Source organism: Rhizobium atlanticum (assembly GCF_030182485.1).
Lineage (GTDB): Bacteria > Pseudomonadota > Alphaproteobacteria > Rhizobiales > Rhizobiaceae > Rhizobium.
Window position 1 is genome coordinate 101,366 of record NZ_JAQJCJ010000020.1, and the last position, 18,496, is coordinate 119,861.

Sequence of the window (18,496 nt, forward strand, 5' to 3'; positions counted from 1 at the left end):
AACCTCAGCCCCGATCCGGACTGGCGCAATTACGCCGTTACTCGACGGCGTAGGACCAATGACGATTGTGAGCCTTATGCATAATGGCTTATCCAGCTTCGGGAGGGAGAGGTCTGGGGTTTTGCAGCTTGGGCAAATGTGACACGCTCACGAGGCTGACATGGCTCCTGCATCTCACGCGAAGCGTAAGCCAAGCGCGGCTCGGTAGTTTTAATTCGAGCGGAAATAGAAGGAACAGCACGTGGCAGCATTTCCGGAAAAGGCAAAGGTCGTCATCATCGGGCTCGGCGGCATCGTCGGCGCCTCCATCGCTCATCATCTTGTCGAGCGCGGATGGGACGATATCGTCGGCATCGACAAGTCGGGCATACCGACCGACATCGGCTCGACAGCGCATGCCTCGGACTTCTGTTACACCACGAGCCACGACTATCTGTCGGTCTGGACGACGCAATATTCAATCGATTTCTATGAGAAGATGGGCCACTACGCCCGCATCGGCGGCCTCGAAGTGGCGCGCACCGGCGACCACGCCTGGATGGAGGAAATCAAGCGCAAGCTTTCCTCGGCCCGCGCTTTCGGCACCCGCGCCCATTATGTCAGCCCCTCCGAGATCAAGGAGAAGTTCCCGCTGATCGAGGAAGATCAGGTGATGGGCGGGCTTTTCGATCCGGATGCCGGCCTCGTCATTCCGCGCTCGCAGACCGTTGCCGGCAAGCTGGTCGACGCCGCCGAAAAGGCCGGCAAGCTCAAGGTGTTCGGCAACACGCCGGCGAAGTCGCTGATCGTCGAGGGCGGACGCATCAAGGGCGTCGTCACCCATCGCGGCACTATCATGGCCGACCACGTCATCGTCTGCGCCGGCCTCTGGGGCCGCCTGATCGCCGAGATGGTCGGCGAAGACCTGCCGGTCATGCCGGTCGACCACCCGCTCACCTTCTTCGGTCCCTATAACGAGTTTGAAGGCACCGGCAAGGAAATCGGCTTCCCGCTGCTGCGCGACCAGGGCAACTCCGCCTACATGCGCGACACCGGCGACCCGGCGACGACCGAGGGTGGCCAGATCGAGTGGGGCTATTACGAAGCCACCAATCCGCGCATGTGCCATCCGCGCGATCTTCTCGAAAAACACGAAGCCCGCCTTTCGCCGTCGCAGCGCGACCTCGAGATGGAGCAGATCATCGAGCCGCTCGAACGCGCCATGGAACTGACGCCGATCCTCGGCGAACTCGGCTATAACGAAGGTCATTCCTTCAACGGCCTGCTGCAGGTTTCCGCCGCCGGCGGCCCATCCTGCGGCGAGAGCCAGAAGGTGCGCGGTCTCTGGTATTGCGTTGCCATCTGGGTCAAGGACGGCCCGGGCTACGGCAAGCTGATCGCCGACTGGATGACCGACGGCCGTACCGAAATCGATCACAACAGCATCGACTATGCCCGCTTCTATCCGCATCAGCTGACGGAAGAATTTATCGAAGGCCGCTGCTTCGAAGCCGCCCAGAAGATCTACTTCCCGGCGGTTCACACCCGCGAACCTTATGCATCCGGCCGCAACATCAAGCGCTCGCCCTTCTACGAGCGCGAAAAGGAGCTTGGCGGCTACTTCATGGAACTGGGCGGCTGGGAGCGTGCGCACGGCTACGCCGCCAACGAGCACCTTCTGGAGAAGTATGGCGACCGGGTTCCGGTTCGCGAGAATGAATGGGACAGCCGCCATTTCTGGCGCGTCTCGAATGCCGAACACCTGGCGATGAGCGAGGATTGCGGCATCGTCAATCTCAGCCATTTCCACATGGTCGATATCGAGGGGCCTGATCATGTCGAGCTGATGGAGTGGCTGTGCGCCGCCAAGATCGGCGGCGATGCCAACATCGGCAAGGGTATCTACACCCACTTCCTCGACGACGAAGGCATGGTGCGCGCCGACTTCACCGTGTTCCGCATGGCCGACCGCTGCCGCCTCGTCAACGGCGCCGATGCCGGCCCGCGCGATCTGCACTATATGAAGCGGGTCGCTCAAGACCGCGGCCTTGACGTGACCGTCACCGATGTCTCGGAGAAATTCGTGACGATCGGCATCTGGGGTCCGAACGCGCGCGAGACGCTGAAGAAGGTCGTAGCCGATCCGGCCGGGCTCGATCAGGAAAACTTCGCCTTTGCGGCGATCAAGCCGATCGAAATATCAGGCAAGACCGTCACCGCCTTCCGCATCTCCTATGTCGGCGAGCAGGGCTGGGAATTGCACATGAAGTACGAAGACGGCCTCGCCGTCTGGGATGCGCTGCGCTCGACCGGCGTGATGGCCTTCGGCGTCGAGACCTATGCGAACTCGCGCCGCATGGAGAAGAGCCTGCGCCTGCAGAACGCCGACCTCCTGACCCAGTACAACCTGATCGAAGCCGATCTCGCCCGCCCGAAGGTCAAGGAAGCCGATTTCCGCGGCAAGGAAAAGCATCTGGAATACAAAGCGCGCGAGCACCAGCCGGCCATGCTCTGCACGCTCGTCATGACCGAGAATACCGACAAAACAGGCGTGAAGCGCTATCCCGTCGGCAACCTGCCGGTCGTCGATCCCGCCACGGGAGAGGTTCTGGTCGACGAGCTTGGCCGCCGGTCCTACACAACCTCGATCGCCTACGGCCCGACGGTCGGCAAGAACATCGCCCTCGCCTATCTGCCGTGGTCGCATTGCCAGGTCGGACGCAAGCTTGAGGTCGAGTATTTTGCCGAGAGCTATCCGGTGGAAGTCGTCGGCGTCGGCTACAAGCCGATCTATGACCCGGAAAATCTGAAGCCGCGCACCTAATCACTCAAGCACGTGTGGCGCCGCAGGCACGCGGTGCCACACGCATGAGGCTGAGCGGCTGTAGCAGAATTTTGCTGAATGCTATTTGCTGTCGCCAGCGGCAGTTTCGACGCTATCGTCGATGGGACGGCTTGAAATGAACTGTTTCGAGATCAGCCAGCAGCCGAGCGCCCAGAGCGCGCCGGCGCACCATCCGGCGAAAACGTCCGTCGGATAATGAACGCCGAGGTAGATGCGGCTCAAACCGATGATGACGGCCAGGAAGACGCCGGCGCCCATGACGAAAATCCGCGTCGAGGGATAACGTTGTGTGCGCGCCAGCAGCGCCCCGAGCGTCAGATAGGTCACCGCCGAGACCATGGCATGGCCGGAGGGAAAACTGAGATCGCTCACCTCGACGAGGTGCGGCACGACATCGGGGCGCGGTCGCGCGACGAGGATCTTCAAAAGCGTACTCGCCAGCCACCCTGACAGCACCGAGGAAAAGACGAAGATCGCGATCGGCCAGCGCCGGTCGAGCAAGAGATAGACGGTCACGAGGACAGTCATCAGCGACAGAACGGTGATGCCGCCGAGGCTGGTGATGTCGCCGACGGCGTGCGTCAGCCAGGCGGGACCGATCGGCATGCTGAGATCGCCCTGATGTCGCAGCGCCAGCAGGATCGACTCATCGAAGCGGAGAGTCTCGCCCTCGATAACCTCGCTCGTCAGCCGCTGCAGCAGGAAGAGGCCGCCAGCGGTCGATGCCACCGTGATCAGTGCCAGTGGCTCATATGCGTTGAGCCTAGCCCAAACCCTGCGTCGTTGAACGTCACTCATGCCTGTCGCCAACTCCCTTCGTCATGTCGATCCCCTGCCACATTGGCAATACGCCCCCGGGATTCAAGACCTTGCGGCATTTAGCGAGCGCCGGGGGACCCGCGGTAGCAAACGCTCAACCTTCTTTTGCTATGGCTGAAGCGGATTGTCCTGGAGGCTTCGACGATGAAAATTCTGACCGCGATAGTTCTGCTGGCATCCATCCTGCAGCCGGTCTCCGCCTTCGGCGAGACCGAATGGATGGGCGGCGCAAGACAATGGTCGGTCGGCTATGCGAGCGACAGCCCACCCTATTGCCGGCTGCTGTGGGAGAGCGAGATCGGCAAGAGCATGGAATTCCGCCAGAGTGCGACCGAGACGTTCTGGCTGGTGTCGAAGAACAGCTGGGACATCCCGGCCGGCACCAAGACCGAGGTGACGCTGACTGATCGAAATGTGACGAAAGCCGTTGCCGCCGAGTTCTTCGACAAGCATACGCTTCGCCTCTGGCCCGTGGGCAGCAAGGGTAGCGGCGGACTGAAGAAGATCATCAAGAATTCCTTTTCCGGAACCCCTGACGTGCAGTTGACCTTTGCCGGCGACGAAGGCGACTGGACGCTGCCGCTCTCGCGGGTGGACCAGCTCTACCCCACGTTCGCCCGATGCCTCAAACGCCTCGACGCCGACGGAAAACCGAAGCAGGATTCCGACTCCAGCAAGCCGTTCTGACGTCTGCCCGATCAATTCATCGGTGGCGGCACAGTCTCGTGGATCAGGCTGCGCACGGCCTCGATATCGCCATTGAGCGGCCGCTCGTCGCCATAATGGGAGATACGCTCCCGCACGGCCTGATAGATAAGATCCGTGCCTGCCGCCCGGGGCGCCGTCGCCGCCAGGAAATCATGCGCCTGGGCGGCAGCCATCAGCTCGATCGCCAGGATATATTCGGCATTGTCGATGACCGCGAGCAGCTTGCCGGCGGCAGCCGTCGGATGCGCGAGGAAATCCTCCTGCAGGCCGGATGTCAGCCCGCCGTCAAGCGCTGCGGGCGCGGCAAGGCGGCGATTTTCATTGCTGAGGGCCGCTGCGGTATATTGCGCGATCATGAAGCCGGAATGGCTGCCGGCATCGCTCGCGAGAAACGGCGGCAGGCCGCTCACCAGTGGATTGACCAGGCGGTCCATGCGCCTTTCGCTGATCGCGCCGATCTGCGCCAGCGCAATCGCGAGACTGTCGGCCGCCTGCCCGAGCGCCGGGGCGACCGCATGCGCCTCGGAGGAGACGATCGGCTGCTCAGGCGTGCCTGAGACGGCCGGATTGTCCGTCACTGAGGCAAGCTCCTGATCGGCGATGCGGGCGGAATTGTCGAAGACGTCACGGGCAGCGCCGTGGGCATGCGGCACCGAACGGAGGCTCAGCGCATCCTGGGTGCGCCGGCCGAGGGCGGCGTCGACAAGGCCGCTGTCGCGCAGACGGGCACGAAGCGCCGCTCCCACCTTCTCTATTCCCGCCGATGGGCGCAACGCCAGCACCGCCTCGTCGAAGGCGGCGATCTGGCAGCCCGCCGCTTCCAGCGTTAGCGCCGCGATGGCATCGGCCCAGTCGAGCAGCCGTTCGGCGCGCCAGAGTGCCAGTGCGGTCAAGCCCGTGGAGCAGGCCGTCCCGTTGACGAGGCTCAAACCCTCCTTGGCGCCGAGTACCAGCGGGGCAAGGCCGATCGCCGCAAGCGCTTCGCGGCCGCTCATACGCCGTCCGGCAAGCGTCGCGCTGCCTTCGCCGATCAGGACGAGCGCGGTATGGGCATTATGGGTGAGATAACCGGCCGAGCCCTTGGATGGCACGTCCGGAATGCAATCATGCTCCAACAGGGCCGCAAGATGCTGGACGATCTCACGCCGCACGCCGGAATGGCCGTGGGCAAAATTGGCGATCTCGGCGGCGATGATGGCGCGCACCTCGCGGGCGGGCAGAAGCGGTCCGACGCCACAGGCATGGCTGAGCACGATGCTGCGCGACAGCAGGCTCTGCGAGGCGCGGTCGACCACCGTATCGGCCAGCGCCCCGACGCCGGTGTTGACGCCATAGGCGCGCACGCCGGTTTCGACGATGCGCGCGACGATCCGGCTTGCCCTTTCGACCCGCGCCCAGGCAGCCGGCGACAGTGCAAGCGCCTCCCCTGCCCCGACGCGCGCAACATCGCGCCAGCCCAGCACCTTATCGAGGACGACCGTCATCGACCCGTTCCGAAATGACCGATGAACTGGCGGAAGGCGGGTGTGGCGCCGCCGGCAAACATCTCGTCCGGCGTGCCGCTGCTTTCGATCAGCCCTTCGCGCATGAAGACGACACGGTTCGAGACGTTGCGGGCAAAGCTCATCTCATGGGTGACGACGAGCATGGTCATGCCCTCCTCGGCAAGCGCGCGCATGACGCGCAGGACTTCGCCGACCAGCTCCGGATCGAGCGCCGACGTCGGCTCGTCGAAGAGCATGACCTTCGGCTTCATCGCCAAGGCGCGTGCGATTGCGGCGCGCTGCTGCTGGCCGCCGGAGAGATGGGCGGGATAGGCATGGCGTTTGTCTGCGATGCCGACCTTTTCGAGCAGCGCCTCGGCCTCGGCGATACATTCGGCGCGCGGCCGCTTCAGCACATGAATGGGTCCCTCGATGATATTCTGCAGGATGGTCATGTGGGACCAGAGGTTGAAGGACTGGAACACCATGCCGAGTTCGGAGCGGATATGGTCGACCTGCTTCTGGCTCGCCGGCCTTGTCTTGCCGTTCTTGTGGACCATCTCGATATGCTCGCCGTCGACCCAGATTTCGCCATCGCTGGCGGTTTCGAGCAGGTTGATGCAGCGCAGGAAGGTCGATTTGCCGGAGCCTGAGGCGCCGAGCAGCGAAATCACGTCGCCGTCCTCGGCATCGAGGGAAATGCCGCGCAGCACTTCATGGGTACCGAAGCTCTTGCGGATGTTGCGAACCGAAAGTCGGGTGACGCCTGGCATGGTTGCTCCAATCAGGTCAAAAACGCCTATGCCTTCAGCGGCTGCGGGGCCGCTCGGCGGTGTCGGGAGAGCGAATATTCAAGCAGAGCCATGCCCTGCAGGATGATGAAGTTCAGAATGAGATAGATGATCGCCGCGCAGAGGAAGACCTCCATCGTCCGGTAGGTCTGCGAGATCAGCCGCTGGGCGACGCCGGTGACCTCCCAGACGGTGACGAGGCTTGCGAGCGCCGTTGATTTCATCATCAGCACGATCTCGGTGGAATAGGCCGGCAGCGCGTGGCGGAAGGCGATCGGCGCCAGGATGCGGCGCACCAGCAGGAAACCGGACATGCCGATCGAGCGCGCCGCCTCGATCTCCTTCGGCGACACGGCACGGATGCCGCCGCGGAAGATCTCCGCCGTATAGCCGGCAGTGCAGAGCGCCAAGGACAGGATGGCGCAGACCATCGGCTCGCGCAGGAACGGCCAGAGGAAGGAATAGCGGATGACGCCGAACTGGCCGAGACCGTAGAAGACCAGGAACATCTGGATCAACAGCGGCGAGCCGCGGAAGACGAAGATATAACCTTTGGCGAAGCCCGAAAGCATGCGGTTGCCGCTGACCCGCATCCAGACAATGACGAGGGCCAGCAGGCCGCCGAAGAAGATCGACAGCGAAAACAGGATCAGCGTCGTCGGCACGGCTTTCAGCAATGTGACCATGGTCGAGGCGAGAAAGGTGAAATCCATCTTCGCCTCCTTACGCCTGGCCCATGGCCGATGCCGGCATGCTGCGATTGGCGCGGCGTTCGGCGCCGTTGAAGATGCGGTCCGAAAGGCTGGTCAGGATCAGGTAGAGCGCGCCGCCGGCGATGAAGAACAGGAAATACTGCCGCGTCGAGCCCGCCGCCACCTGGCTGGTGCGCATCAGCTCGGCAAGGCCTGTGACGGAGATCAGCGCCGAATCCTTGAGACTGAGCTGCCAGACATTGCCGAGGCCCGGAATGGCGAAGCGAAGCACCTGCGGCATGATGATGCGGCGAAAGCGCAGCCCGCGGTGCATGCCGATCGCCGAGGCGGCTTCGAGTTCGCCCTTGGAAATGGCGAGGAAGGCGCCGCGGAACACTTCCGCCTGATAGGAGCCGGAGATGATGCCGACGGCAAGCGCGCCGGCGGCAAAGGACGGTAGGCCGAGGAAACCCTCGTAGCCCATCGCCTTGCCGATCGAGGTGACGGCCGAGGAGCCGCCGAAATAGATGAGATAGATGATCAGCAGTTCCGGCACGCCGCGAAACACGGTGGTATAGACATTGCCGAGGGTGATGAGGAGCGGATTGCCGGAGAGTTTCGCGAAGGCGACGACCGCGCCCAGCAACGCGCCGATCGCCAGCGCCGTCGCCGTGACGGCGAGCGTCATCAAGGCGGCGAGAATGAGCAGCGCGCCCCATCCGGTTGAACCGAAGCCGAGCAGTTCCAAGCTTGCCATATCGTCCGTTCCCCGTCCGCGGCAGTGTCTTATGGATTTGAGAATAACACGCGGTCTCCGGCGTTAAAGCCGGAGACCGCACCTGCGGCCAGAGGCCGTAAGGCTTATTGCTGCGGGCTGACGTCGACCTTGAACCATTTCATCGAAAGGTTCTTGACCGTGCCGTCGGCCAGCGTCGACTTGATCGCCTCGTTGAACTTGTCACGCAGCTCGGTATCGGCCTTGCGGATGCCGAGGCCTTCGCCTTCGCCCCAGATCGAGCCGACGATCTCCGGGCCGGTGAAAGCAAGCGCGCCGTTGGCGGCCTCAAAGGCATTGGCGAAATAGACGGCGTCGTCGAAGCCGAGGTCGATGCGGCCGTTCTGCAGGTCGAGGTCGCGATCGGCGCCGGTCTTGTATTCACGGATCTCGGCGATATCGCCGAAATTGTCATAGACGAACTTGGCATAGACGGTCGCCGCCTGGATGCCGATGGTCTTGCCCTTGAAGAGTTCCTTCAGCGCGTCGATCTCCTTCACGCCGGTCTGGCCGGGCGTCATCTTGATCGTGGCGCCGGTGCCGGCGGCATTGGCGAGCGGGCTATCCTTGGCCGTGGCGAAAGCGGCGGGAGTCGCGGCATAGGGAATGGTGAAATCAATAATCTTCCGCCGCTCTTCGGTAATCGACAGCGCATCCATGATGACGTCGAACTTGCCGGCGTTGAGCGCCGGGATCATACCGTCCCAATCGGAGGCAACCAGCGTGCATTCGATCTTGGCGCGCTCGCAGAGCACCTTGGCAAGCTCAGGCTCGAAGCCACCAAGCGTACCGTCGGCATTGGTGAGATTCCAAGGCGCATAAGCGCCCTCAAGGGTGATGGTCGCCTTCGTCCAGTCCTTGGAAAAGGCCGGAGCTGCGAAGGCGGAAAAGGCGGCGACGCCGCAAAAAAGGATTGCGCTTAATTTCATCGATGAATTCTCCTCTGGAGTTGAAACAGACCTTGCGGCACCGCCGATCTCCGCCGGCTTGCCCGTTCCGTCCTATTTTTTCATCGAGGACTGTTCGGGAGGTTGTATATGGTACCATATGAGAAAATTTGTGATATGCAAGAGAAAAGTCGATTTATGTGGCGAATTGCATCCGTGCAAAAGGAATAGGCAATGAAGCGTTCCGACGAGATGAAACGCGACCTGGCAGGAAATGACAGCACGCCGCTCTATGCCGGCGTCAAACAGGTGATCCTCGACCGCATCCACAGTGGTGAATGGCCGCCGAAATACCGCGTTCCCTCGGAAAACGAACTGGTCGTCGAGCTCGGCGTCAGCAAGATGACCGCCAACCGGGCGCTGCGCGAACTTGCCAACGAGGGCGAACTCGTCCGCATCCAGGGTGTCGGCTCCTTCGTCGCCGAGCGCAAGGGCTATTCGGCGCTGTTCGAGGTGCGCAACATCGCCGAGGAGATCGCCGAACGCGGCCATGTTCATGAGGCGTCTGTCGTCATTCTTGCCCAGGAAACCGCCTCTCCCGAGATCGCCGATGCATTGGAACTTGAAATCGGCGCGGCCGTCTTCCACTCGCTGATCGTGCACAGCGAAAACGGCGTTCCGGTGCAGATCGAGGACCGTTTTGTCCATCCGGAAGCCGCTCCCGACTATCTCAAGCAGGACTTCACGACGCTGACGCCGAACGCCTATCTGACGGCGGCCGCCCCGCTCAGCGGCTCCGAGCATGTCGTCGAGGCGGCGATGCCGCAGGCCTGGGAATGCAAGCTGCTCACCATTCTCAAGACCGAGCCGTGCCTGACGATCCGCCGGCGCACATGGTCGGCAAAACAGGTGGTCTCGACCGCCCGCCTCGTCTATCCCGGCTATCGCTATCGGCTCGAAGCACGCAGCGGCAAGATGTTCGAAGAGTGAAAACACTCGCCATCTTGTATATGGAACCTATTGCGAGGCCGGCGTGAATCGCGCGACCAGCGCGTGGCGATCGCCCGGATAAGTGAAACGGACGTGGGTCACCGGACCGGCGCCGCTCCAGGTGCGGCGTTCGACCACCAGGCAGGCGGTGTTGCGGGCGATGTCGAGCGCCGCGGCCACCTCGGCACTGGCGGAGACCGCGTGGATCCGGTGTTCGGCCGTGCTCCACGGCACCTGGCCGAGCAGCCACGGCCCCGGCGCCACCGTCAGAAAATCGGCATCGGCGGCCTCAGGCACGGTTTCAAGGCTGATCAGCCTCTCCTCGAGGCAGAAGGGCCGCGCCCCGGCATTGTGGACGCAGACCACCTCGACGACCGAAGACGCCACGGGCAGTTCCAGCCGGCTTCTGTCTTCCGCTTTCGCCTTGCGGCTCGCCTTCTTCGAAAGCGCATAGGAATAAGGCAGGTTCAGCGACTGCACCTCAGCCTTGATGTCGTGGATTTCGAGCACGGCCGATTGCGCCTGTGGCTGGGTGACGAAGCTGCCGGATTTCTTGCGGCGCTCGATCAGGCCCGCCTTGGCGAGCTGAGTCAACACCTTGTTCACCGTCATACGCGAGCAGTCATACTGCGTGGCGAGGTCGACCTCGAAGGGAATACGATGCCCCGGTGGCCATTCGCCCGAGACGATACGCCCCTCGATCTCGCCCAGGATGCGCTGGTGCAAGGTCAGATCCCTGCTTTGGTTCATCGCCACGTTCCGATTGGTTCTCCGGTCTAGATCGAATGCCTTGAAAGGAAAAGTGCTTTTTCAGGCAGCCAGCAACTCGCCCATTGCGGCAAGGAACCGCCGGTCGATTGCGTCGCGCTCGCGATGGCGGCCGCCTTCCACCTGCTTAAAGCCGCGCGCCCACACGCAATCGACGGAAACGCCGCCGGCAAACAGCCAGTGATCGAGGATCTGATCGCCCGAGAGGTAGGGAACGGCTGACGTATCGAGCGAAACGAGATCGGCGTGGTGACCCTCGACGAGGCCGGCCGGCGCTCTCAGCGCGCCGGCGCCGCCAGCAAGTGCGTGGGTGAATAGCGAAAGGGCCGTCGATCCGCCAGGTGCCGCGACGACATTGCGGGCGCGCAACGCCAGGCGCTGCGAATATTCGAGTTGGCGCAATTCCTCCGGCAGGGAAATCCGCACGTTTGAATCCGAACCGATACCGTAACGGCCGCCCTCTTCGAGGAAGAGCGGCGCGGCAAAGGCGCCGTCGCCGAGATTGGCTTCGGTGATCGGGCAGAGGCCGGCAATCGCCCCGCTCTTCGCCATCCGCCGCGTCTCGTCCTCGGTCATATGCGTTGCATGGATGAAGCACCAGCGCTGATCGACCGGCGCATGATCGAGCAGCCATTCCACCGGCCGCGCGCCTGACCAGGCAATGCAGTCCTCGACCTCCTTCACCTGTTCGGCGACATGGATGTGGATCGGCCCGTCGCCCGCCATCGGCACAAGCTTCGCCAACTCCTCGGGAGTGGCGGCCCGCAAGCTGTGCGGCGCCAGCCCGAGTTCGGCGCCGTCGAGCCGGCCGGTCACCACACGGCACCCATCCATCAGCCTTTCGAAGCTTTCCAGCGAATTGATGAAGCGTCGCTGGCCTTCAATCGGCGCGGCACCACCGAAGCCGGAATGGGCATAAAAGACGGGCAGAAGCGTCAGGCCGATGCCGGTCTCTTCGCTCGCAGCACCGATGCGTTCGGCAAGCTCGGCGATATTGGCATAAGCGCCGCCATCCTTGTCATGGTGGAGATAGTGGAATTCGCCGACACGGGAAAAGCCCGCCTCCAGCATCTCGGCATAGAGCTTGGCGGCGACTGCTTCGACATGATCGGGCGTCATCGCCAGGGCGAACTTGTACATGACCGTCCGCCAGCTCCAGAAGCTGTCATTGGCAGGCCCCCGCACTTCGGCAAGGCCGGCCATCGCTCGCTGGAAGGCATGGCTGTGCAGGTTGCCCATGGCGGGAACGATCAGGGCATGGCGCTCATTGCCGGGTGCTGCGGCAGCGTCGGGCTCGACCCGGGCGATGCGACCTTCTTTGAGCGTCAGCCGCACGTTCTTCCGCCAGCCTTGCGACGTCAGCGCCGTCTCCGCGTGAAGTATGGTCATGGCCTTCTTCTCCTCCTGCCGCGCCGCCGATCTTTCTTTTCCAGAAAAGCGCGCAAAATTTCTCTTGTCACCTGCTGATTATGTATATACATGTTTCGGCATAAGGAAAGGCGCAAAGCTGATGAGCGGGAACAATTTTTCTGAGGGTACCCCATCCGCCGATATCCGGCCGGTGCTGTGGCGAAATGCGCGGCTTGCGACGCTGGCGCCCGACAGAGCAGGTCTCGGCATCATCGAAAAAGGCGCCGTGCTGACTGAAGGGGGCCGTATCGCCTTTGCCGGCGCCGAAAGCGAATTGCCGGCATCCGCCATCGAGAAATCCGAGATCGTGGATCTCGAAGGCCGCTGGGTCACCCCCGGTCTCGTCGACTGCCACACCCACATCGTTCACGGCGGCAATCGCGCCCGCGAATTCGAGATGCGCCTTGCCGGCGCGACCTACGAAGAAATCGCCCGCGCCGGCGGCGGCATCGTGTCTTCGGTGAAGGCCACCAATGCGCTGTCGGTCGAAGACCTCGTCGCCGAAGCGCTGCCGCGGCTCGATACGCTGCTTGCCGAAGGTGTCACGACGATCGAAGTGAAGTCCGGCTACGGGCTGAACCGGGCCGGCGAAGTGAAAATGCTGCAGAGCGCGCGTCTTCTCGGTCATATCAGACCGGTGCGCGTCGCCACCAGCTATCTCGGCGCGCATGCGACGCCGGTGGAATACAAAGGCCGCAACGGCGACTATCTCGACGATGTCGTGCTGCCCGGCCTCGACGACATGTATAATCTCGGCCTCGCCGATGCCGTCGACGGGTTCTGCGAGGGCATCGCCTTTTCCACGGCCGAGATCGCCCGGGTCTTCGACAAGGCGAAGGCGCTCGGCCTGCCGGTCAAGCTGCATGCCGAACAGCTCTCCAATCTCGGCGGCGCCAAGCTTGCTGCGTCATACGGCGCGCTTTCAGCCGATCATCTCGAATATCTCGACGATGATGGCGTTGCCGCGATGGCGGCTGCCGGCACTGTCGCCGTGCTCCTGCCCGGCGCCTTCTACGCCATCCATGAGAAGCAGAAGCCGCCGGTCGAGGCGCTGCGCCGGTCCGGCGTGCCGATCGCGATCGCCACAGACTGCAATCCCGGCACCTCTCCGCTGACCTCGATGCTGCTGACCATGAACATGTCGGCGACGCTGTTCGGGCTCACCGTCGAGGAATGCATCGCCGGCGCCACCCGCGAAGGCGCCCGCGCTCTCGGCCTCATCGCCGAGACCGGAACGATCGAGCCCGGCAAGTCAGCCGATCTCGCCGTCTGGAATGTCGAAACCCTCGCCGAGCTCGTCTACCGCATCGGCTTCAACCCACTTCATGCGCGTATCTTCAAGGGCGAAAGGAACGGTCGATGACCATCACCCTCCACCCGGGCACCGTCTCGCTCAACGACCTCGAGACTATTTACTGGACGGGCGAGCCGGCAAGACTCGATCCCGCTTTCGATGCCGGCATAAACAAGGCCGCCGCCCGCATTGCCGAGATCGCCGCCGGCAACGCGCCGGTCTATGGCATCAATACCGGCTTCGGCAAACTTGCCTCGATCAAGATCGACAGCGCCGATGTCGCCACCCTGCAGCGCAATCTCATCCTGTCTCATTGTTGCGGCGTCGGAGCGCCGCTGCCGGAGAATATCGTGCGCCTGATCATGGCGCTGAAGCTCGTCTCGCTCGGGCGCGGCGCCTCCGGCGTGCGGCTGGAGCTGGTGCGGCTGATCGAAGGCATGCTGGATAAGGGCGTCATCCCGCTGATCCCGGAAAAGGGTTCGGTCGGCGCCTCCGGCGATCTTGCGCCGCTCGCCCATATGGCGGCGGTCATGATGGGCGAGGCCGAAGCCTTTTTCGACGGCGAACGCCTTTCCGGCGCTGAAGCCCTCGAACGCGCCGGGCTGAAACCGGTCGTGCTCGCCGCCAAGGAGGGCCTGGCGCTGATCAACGGCACCCAGACCTCGACGGCGCTGGCGCTCGCCGGCCTGTTCCGCGCCCATCGCGCCGCCCAATCCGCCTTGATCACCGGCGCCATGTCCACGGATGCGGCCATGGGCTCCTCGGCGCCCTTCCATGCCGATATCCATACGCTGCGCGGCCATAAGGGGCAGATCGACACGGCAGCAGCCCTGCGCGGCCTGCTCGAAAACTCCATCATCCGCCAGAGCCATATCGAGGGCGACGAGCGGGTGCAGGACCCCTATTGCATCCGCTGCCAGCCGCAGGTCGACGGCGCCTGCCTCGATCTCTTGCGCTCGGTCGCCCGCACGCTGGAGATCGAAGCCAATGCGGTCACCGACAATCCGCTGGTGCTCTCGGATAATTCCGTCGTCTCTGGCGGCAATTTCCACGCCGAACCCGTCGCCTTCGCCGCCGACCAGATCGCGCTCGCCATCTGCGAGATCGGCGCGATCTCGCAGCGCCGCATTGCGTTGCTCGTCGACCCCACCCTCTCCTATGGCCTGCCGGCCTTCCTCGCCAGGAAGCCGGGCTTGAATTCCGGCCTTATGATCGCCGAGGTCACCTCGGCGGCGCTGATGTCGGAGAACAAGCAGATGTCGCACCCGGCCTCGGTCGATTCGACACCGACCTCTGCCAATCAGGAAGACCATGTCTCCATGGCCTGCCACGGCGCCCGGCGCCTGCTCGGCATGACCGAAAACCTGTTCGCCATCATCGGCATCGAGGCGCTGACGGCAGCCCAGGGCGTCGAACTGCGCGCGCCGCTGTCGACGAGCCCGGAGCTTTTGAAGGCGATCGCTGCGATCCGCGCCAAGGTGCCGAGCCTCGAGAGTGATCGTTACTTGGCGGGGGATCTCGCCGCCGCCGCCGCACTGGTGGCGACGGGGGCGCTGAACGATTCAGTTTCGACAGGCATTCTGCCGGTTTTGGAGGGTTGATGGTGATGTCTGCGCACTTGGCGCCCCCCTCTGCCCCGTCGGGCATCTCTCCCACAGGTGGGGAGATCGGCTGGGCGGAGCCGCTCGCTCCAATATTAATTGTTTGGCACAGCCCCATCCGCGGGTCGATCTTCCCCCTTGTGGGGGTCCGAAGGACGGGTCGAGACCCGCGGCTCGACCCCGGGTGCGGCAGGACAGAGGGGGGTAACCCCCGCAACGCCGGAGCGCTTTGCCCATGACCGCACCATACGAAACCCGCCAGGGCACCTCGCCGATCATCCTCGGCTTCCCCCACACCGGCACCGAGGTGCCGCCCGACATCGCCGACCGCCTCAACGACAATGGCCGTATCCTCGCCGATACCGACTGGCACATCCACCACCTCTATGACGGGCTGCTCGACAACATCACGACGGTCCGCGCCACATTCCATCGCTACGTGATCGACGCCAACCGCGATCCAGCCGGCGTCAGCCTCTATCCCGGCCAGAACACCACCGGTCTCGTTCCGGAAACTGACTTCGACGGCAAACCAATCTGGAAGGACGGGCAGGCGCCCGCCGAGGTCGATATCGCTGCGCGGCTCAGGGATTTCCATGCGCCCTATCACGCGGCACTTGCCGCCGAGATCGAGCGCGTCAGGGCAATCCATGGCGTCGCGATCCTTTACGATTGCCACTCGATCCGCTCGCATATTCCTTTCCTGTTCGAAGGCAAGCTGCCGGATTTCAATATCGGCACCGACATGGGCAGGACCTGCGACAGCGCCATCGAGCAGGCGACGCTCACCGTCACGCAAGCTGCCGAAGGTTACGACAGCGTGCTCAACGGCCGCTTCAAGGGGGGCTGGACGACTCGCCACTACGGCCGGCCCGAGACGGGCGTGCATGCGATCCAGATGGAGCTCGCGCAATCGACCCATCTCAAGACCGAGACGCCGCCCTTCGCCTATGACGCCGCCAAGGCCGACAGGCTTCGCATTCATCTCAAAGACATTCTGGTGCGCATCGAAAAGATCGCACCGGGCCTGAAACGCTGACGATTGAAACCTGAGAACAGGGGAACAGCCATGACCAATCCACGCCACAATATCCGTGAAATCCGCGCGCCCCGCGGCAACGATCTCAATGCCAAGAGCTGGATGACCGAAGCGCCGTTGCGCATGCTGATGAACAATCTCGACCCCGACGTCGCCGAAAATCCCAACGAACTCGTCGTCTATGGCGGCATCGGCCGGGCGGCGCGCACCTGGGAGGATTTCGACCGCATCGTCGCGACGCTGAAGACGCTGACGGAAGAAGAAACCCTGCTCGTCCAGTCCGGCAAGCCGGTCGGCGTCTTCCGCACCCACAAGGATGCGCCGCGGGTGCTGATCGCCAATTCCAACCTGGTGCCGCATTGGGCGACCTGGGATCATTTCAACGAGCTGGATAAGAGGGGCCTTGCCATGTACGGCCAGATGACGGCCGGCTCGTGGATCTATATCGGCACGCAGGGCATCGTGCAGGGCACCTACGAGACCTTCGTCGAGGCCGGTCGCCAGCATTACGGCGGCAATCTCAAAGGCAAGTGGATCCTGACCGGCGGTCTCGGGGGCATGGGCGGCGCCCAGCCGCTCGCCGCCGTCATGGCTGGTGCTTGCTGCCTTGCCGTCGAATGCAATCCGGATTCGATCGATTTCCGCCTGCGCACCCGCTATCTCGACGCCAAGGCCGAAACGCTCGACGAGGCACTCGCGATGATCGACCGCTGGACGAAGGCAGGCGAAGCCAAGTCCGTCGGCCTGCTCGGCAATGCCGCCGAGATCCTGCCGGAAATGGTTCGCCGCGGCATCCGCCCCGACATCGTCACCGACCAGACCTCGGCGCATGATCCGATCAACGGCTACCTGCCGAAGGGCTGGACTATGGCCGAGTGGAAGGCTAAGCGCGAAAGCGATCCGAAGGCTGTGGAAAAGGCGGCGCGCGCCTCGATGCGCGAGCATGTCGAGGCGATGATCGCCTTCTGGAACGCCGGCATTCCCACACTCGACTACGGCAACAATATCCGTCAGGTCGCCAAGGATGAAGGCCTGGAAAACGCCTTCGCCTTCCCCGGCTTCGTGCCTGCCTATATAAGACCGCTGTTCTGCCGCGGCATCGGCCCCTTCCGCTGGGCAGCCCTCTCGGGCGACCCGGAGGATATTTACAAGACCGACGCCAAGGTGAAGGAGCTGCTGCCCGACAACAAGCACCTGCACAACTGGCTCGACATGGCTAGGGAGCGCATTTCCTTCCAGGGCCTGCCGGCGCGTATCTGCTGGGTCGGCCTCGGCGATCGTCACCGCCTGGCTTTGGCCTTCAATGAAATGGTCAAAAACGGCGAGCTTTCCGCGCCGATCGTCATCGGCCGCGACCACCTCGATTCCGGCTCGGTCGCCTCGCCGAACCGCGAAACCGAGGCGATGAAGGACGGCTCCGACGCCGTCTCAGACTGGCCGCTGCTCAACGCCCTGCTCAACACCGCCTCTGGCGCCACCTGGGTGTCGCTGCATCACGGCGGCGGCGTTGGCATGGGCTTCTCGCAGCACTCCGGCGTCGTCATCTGTGCCGACGGCACGGATGATGCGGCAAAGCGTCTCGAGCGCGTGCTCTGGAACGATCCCGCGACCGGTGTCATGCGCCACGCCGATGCCGGCTACGACATCGCCCTCGATTGCGCCCGGGACAAGGGCCTGCGCCTGCCCGGCATCCTCGGAAACTGAACCTCATGAGGATCCTGCGCGCCGGCGATCACAAGCGCATGCCGTGGAAGAACGGCAAGGGAGAGACGGTGGAGATCGCCGTCTCTCCGCCAGGCGCCCCGATCGACGATTTCGACTGGCGCATCAGCATGGCAGCGGTCGCGGAGGACGGACCGTTTTCGATTTTCCCGGGCATCGACCGGACGCTGGCGGTCCTCGACGGCAACGGCATGGTGCTCGAGATCGACGGCAGCGCTGCTGTCCTGCTGACGACACAAAGTACTCCTCTTGCCTTCCCGGCTGATGTCCCCGTCACCGCCAGGCTCGAAGACGGCGCGATCACCGATCTCAACGTCATGACGCGCCGGGCCGGCCTCACCCATAGCCTCGCCCGAATCGACATCGACGGCGCCACGCGCCTGCCGTTGCCATCGCCGACATGCCTGTTCCTCTGCCACCGCGGCATGGTGTCATTCCGCCGGTCGGGCGAGACCGGGACGCTTGCAGCCGGCGACGCGCTGCTGATCGAGGATATGACGATAGCTGCGCTTGATATCGACGGCCAGGCCAGATGTTATCTCATCTCGATCGCTACTCACTGATTTTCCCTTAACTGTTTGGAATTTCGACCGATTTCGGAAAAACTCAGGGTGCCAGCATCGGCGATCGCGATATCAGGCCATGGACGCCGTTCCTGCTTTCGGTCTAAACTTTGCCCTTCTGATGCAGAA

At 63.4% G+C, this 18,496-nt stretch carries 16 protein-coding genes; 8 read left to right on the forward strand and 8 right to left on the reverse strand.

Annotated elements, in window-relative coordinates; translation table 11 throughout:
• The first annotated feature begins 241 nt into the window (after positions 1-241).
• The gene (locus PH551_RS25800) at positions 242-2,803 is read left to right on the forward strand and encodes a GcvT family protein (protein ID WP_285195552.1); all 2,562 of its coding nucleotides are present in this window, start codon (positions 242-244) and stop codon (positions 2,801-2,803) included.
• Between the two features lie 81 nt (positions 2,804-2,884).
• Here PH551_RS25800 and PH551_RS25805 read toward each other — a convergent pair whose 3' ends face one another.
• Positions 2,885-3,622, reverse strand: a complete 738-nt coding sequence (locus PH551_RS25805; RefSeq protein WP_285195553.1) for a phosphatase PAP2 family protein — start codon at positions 3,620-3,622, stop codon at positions 2,885-2,887.
• A 165-nt stretch (positions 3,623-3,787) separates the two neighbouring features.
• Here PH551_RS25805 and PH551_RS25810 point away from each other — a divergent pair, with 165 nt between their 5' ends.
• Positions 3,788-4,330, forward strand: coding sequence for a hypothetical protein (locus PH551_RS25810; RefSeq protein WP_285195554.1), 543 nt, complete (start codon positions 3,788-3,790; stop codon positions 4,328-4,330).
• An 11-nt stretch (positions 4,331-4,341) separates the two neighbouring features.
• On the opposite strand, the gene PH551_RS25815 is transcribed toward PH551_RS25810, so the two are convergent.
• The 5 genes from PH551_RS25815 to PH551_RS25835 all read right to left on the reverse strand — a co-directional run bounded on the left by PH551_RS25815 (position 4,342) and on the right by PH551_RS25835 (position 9,022).
• Positions 4,342-5,835, reverse strand: a complete 1,494-nt coding sequence (locus PH551_RS25815; protein ID WP_285195555.1) for an HAL/PAL/TAL family ammonia-lyase — start codon at positions 5,833-5,835, stop codon at positions 4,342-4,344.
• Positions 5,832-6,608, reverse strand: a complete 777-nt coding sequence (locus tag PH551_RS25820) for an ABC transporter ATP-binding protein (RefSeq protein ID WP_285195556.1) — start codon at positions 6,606-6,608, stop codon at positions 5,832-5,834. The genes PH551_RS25815 and PH551_RS25820 overlap by 4 nt, the downstream gene beginning before the upstream one ends.
• Before the next feature lie 26 nt (positions 6,609-6,634).
• Positions 6,635-7,339, reverse strand: a complete 705-nt coding sequence (locus PH551_RS25825; protein ID WP_285195557.1) for an ABC transporter permease — start codon at positions 7,337-7,339, stop codon at positions 6,635-6,637.
• A 10-nt stretch (positions 7,340-7,349) separates the two neighbouring features.
• Positions 7,350-8,075 carry an ABC transporter permease gene (locus PH551_RS25830; protein WP_285195558.1) on the reverse strand — a complete coding sequence of 242 codons (726 nt, stop codon included), beginning with the start codon at positions 8,073-8,075 and terminating at the stop codon, positions 7,350-7,352.
• 104 nt (positions 8,076-8,179) lie between these two features.
• Positions 8,180-9,022 (reverse strand): transporter substrate-binding domain-containing protein, encoded by an 843-nt coding sequence (locus PH551_RS25835; RefSeq protein WP_085780928.1) that lies wholly within the window; start codon positions 9,020-9,022, stop codon positions 8,180-8,182.
• Positions 9,023-9,214: 192 nt separating this feature from the next.
• On the opposite strand from PH551_RS25835, the gene hutC (PH551_RS25840) reads away from it, so the two are divergent.
• A complete protein-coding gene (hutC, locus tag PH551_RS25840; RefSeq protein ID WP_285195559.1) occupies positions 9,215-9,970 on the forward strand; it encodes a histidine utilization transcriptional repressor HutC in 756 nt (251 codons plus the stop codon).
• 27 nt (positions 9,971-9,997) lie between these two features.
• Here the strand turns inward: hutC (PH551_RS25840) and hutC (PH551_RS25845) are convergent, their stop codons facing one another.
• Together hutC (PH551_RS25845) and PH551_RS25850 are read right to left on the reverse strand one after the other, a co-directional pair.
• On the reverse strand, positions 9,998-10,720 hold the full coding sequence (gene hutC / locus PH551_RS25845; protein WP_285195561.1) for a histidine utilization transcriptional repressor HutC: 723 nt from the start codon (positions 10,718-10,720) through the stop codon (positions 9,998-10,000).
• A 60-nt stretch (positions 10,721-10,780) separates the two neighbouring features.
• Positions 10,781-12,127 (reverse strand): formimidoylglutamate deiminase, encoded by a 1,347-nt coding sequence (locus PH551_RS25850; RefSeq protein WP_285195562.1) that lies wholly within the window; start codon positions 12,125-12,127, stop codon positions 10,781-10,783.
• Between the two features lie 121 nt (positions 12,128-12,248).
• Here PH551_RS25850 and hutI point away from each other — a divergent pair, with 121 nt between their 5' ends.
• From hutI to PH551_RS25875, 5 genes are all read left to right on the forward strand, one after another.
• Entirely contained in the window at positions 12,249-13,511 is a 1,263-nt protein-coding gene (gene hutI, locus PH551_RS25855; RefSeq protein WP_285195563.1) for an imidazolonepropionase, read from the forward strand.
• On the forward strand, positions 13,508-15,043 hold the full coding sequence (gene hutH / locus PH551_RS25860; RefSeq protein WP_285195564.1) for a histidine ammonia-lyase: 1,536 nt from the start codon (positions 13,508-13,510) through the stop codon (positions 15,041-15,043). Before hutI ends, hutH begins: the two co-directional genes overlap by 4 nt.
• A gap of 235 nt (positions 15,044-15,278) precedes the next feature.
• Positions 15,279-16,082, forward strand: coding sequence for an N-formylglutamate deformylase (gene hutG / locus PH551_RS25865; protein WP_285195565.1), 804 nt, complete (start codon positions 15,279-15,281; stop codon positions 16,080-16,082).
• 30 nt (positions 16,083-16,112) lie between these two features.
• Positions 16,113-17,786, forward strand: a complete 1,674-nt coding sequence (gene hutU / locus PH551_RS25870; protein ID WP_183704530.1) for a urocanate hydratase — start codon at positions 16,113-16,115, stop codon at positions 17,784-17,786.
• Positions 17,787-17,791: 5 nt separating this feature from the next.
• A complete protein-coding gene (locus PH551_RS25875) occupies positions 17,792-18,367 on the forward strand; it encodes a HutD/Ves family protein (RefSeq protein WP_285195566.1) in 576 nt (191 codons plus the stop codon).
• The last annotated feature ends 129 nt before the right edge of the window (positions 18,368-18,496 follow it).

Bases quoted from the DNA above. Each gene is read 5' to 3' on its own strand.
- hutH (WP_285195564.1), top strand. From the start codon at position 13,508: ATGACCATCACCCTCCACCCGGGCACCGTCTCGCTCAACGACCTCGAG.
- PH551_RS25805 (WP_285195553.1), bottom strand. From the start codon at position 3,622: ATGAGTGACGTTCAACGACGCAGGGTTTGGGCTAGGCTCAACGCATAT.
- hutG (WP_285195565.1), top strand. From the start codon at position 15,279: ATGACCGCACCATACGAAACCCGCCAGGGCACCTCGCCGATCATCCTC.
- PH551_RS25815 (WP_285195555.1), bottom strand. From the start codon at position 5,835: ATGACGGTCGTCCTCGATAAGGTGCTGGGCTGGCGCGATGTTGCGCGC.
- PH551_RS25820 (WP_285195556.1), bottom strand. From the start codon at position 6,608: ATGCCAGGCGTCACCCGACTTTCGGTTCGCAACATCCGCAAGAGCTTC.
- PH551_RS25825 (WP_285195557.1), bottom strand. From the start codon at position 7,339: ATGGATTTCACCTTTCTCGCCTCGACCATGGTCACATTGCTGAAAGCC.
- PH551_RS25875 (WP_285195566.1), top strand. From the start codon at position 17,792: ATGAGGATCCTGCGCGCCGGCGATCACAAGCGCATGCCGTGGAAGAAC.
- PH551_RS25810 (WP_285195554.1), top strand. From the start codon at position 3,788: ATGAAAATTCTGACCGCGATAGTTCTGCTGGCATCCATCCTGCAGCCG.
- PH551_RS25830 (WP_285195558.1), bottom strand. From the start codon at position 8,075: ATGGCAAGCTTGGAACTGCTCGGCTTCGGTTCAACCGGATGGGGCGCG.
- hutC (WP_285195559.1), top strand. From the start codon at position 9,215: ATGAAGCGTTCCGACGAGATGAAACGCGACCTGGCAGGAAATGACAGC.
- hutC (WP_285195561.1), bottom strand. From the start codon at position 10,720: ATGAACCAAAGCAGGGATCTGACCTTGCACCAGCGCATCCTGGGCGAG.
- hutU (WP_183704530.1), top strand. From the start codon at position 16,113: ATGACCAATCCACGCCACAATATCCGTGAAATCCGCGCGCCCCGCGGC.
- PH551_RS25835 (WP_085780928.1), bottom strand. From the start codon at position 9,022: ATGAAATTAAGCGCAATCCTTTTTTGCGGCGTCGCCGCCTTTTCCGCC.
- hutI (WP_285195563.1), top strand. From the start codon at position 12,249: ATGAGCGGGAACAATTTTTCTGAGGGTACCCCATCCGCCGATATCCGG.
- PH551_RS25850 (WP_285195562.1), bottom strand. From the start codon at position 12,127: ATGACCATACTTCACGCGGAGACGGCGCTGACGTCGCAAGGCTGGCGG.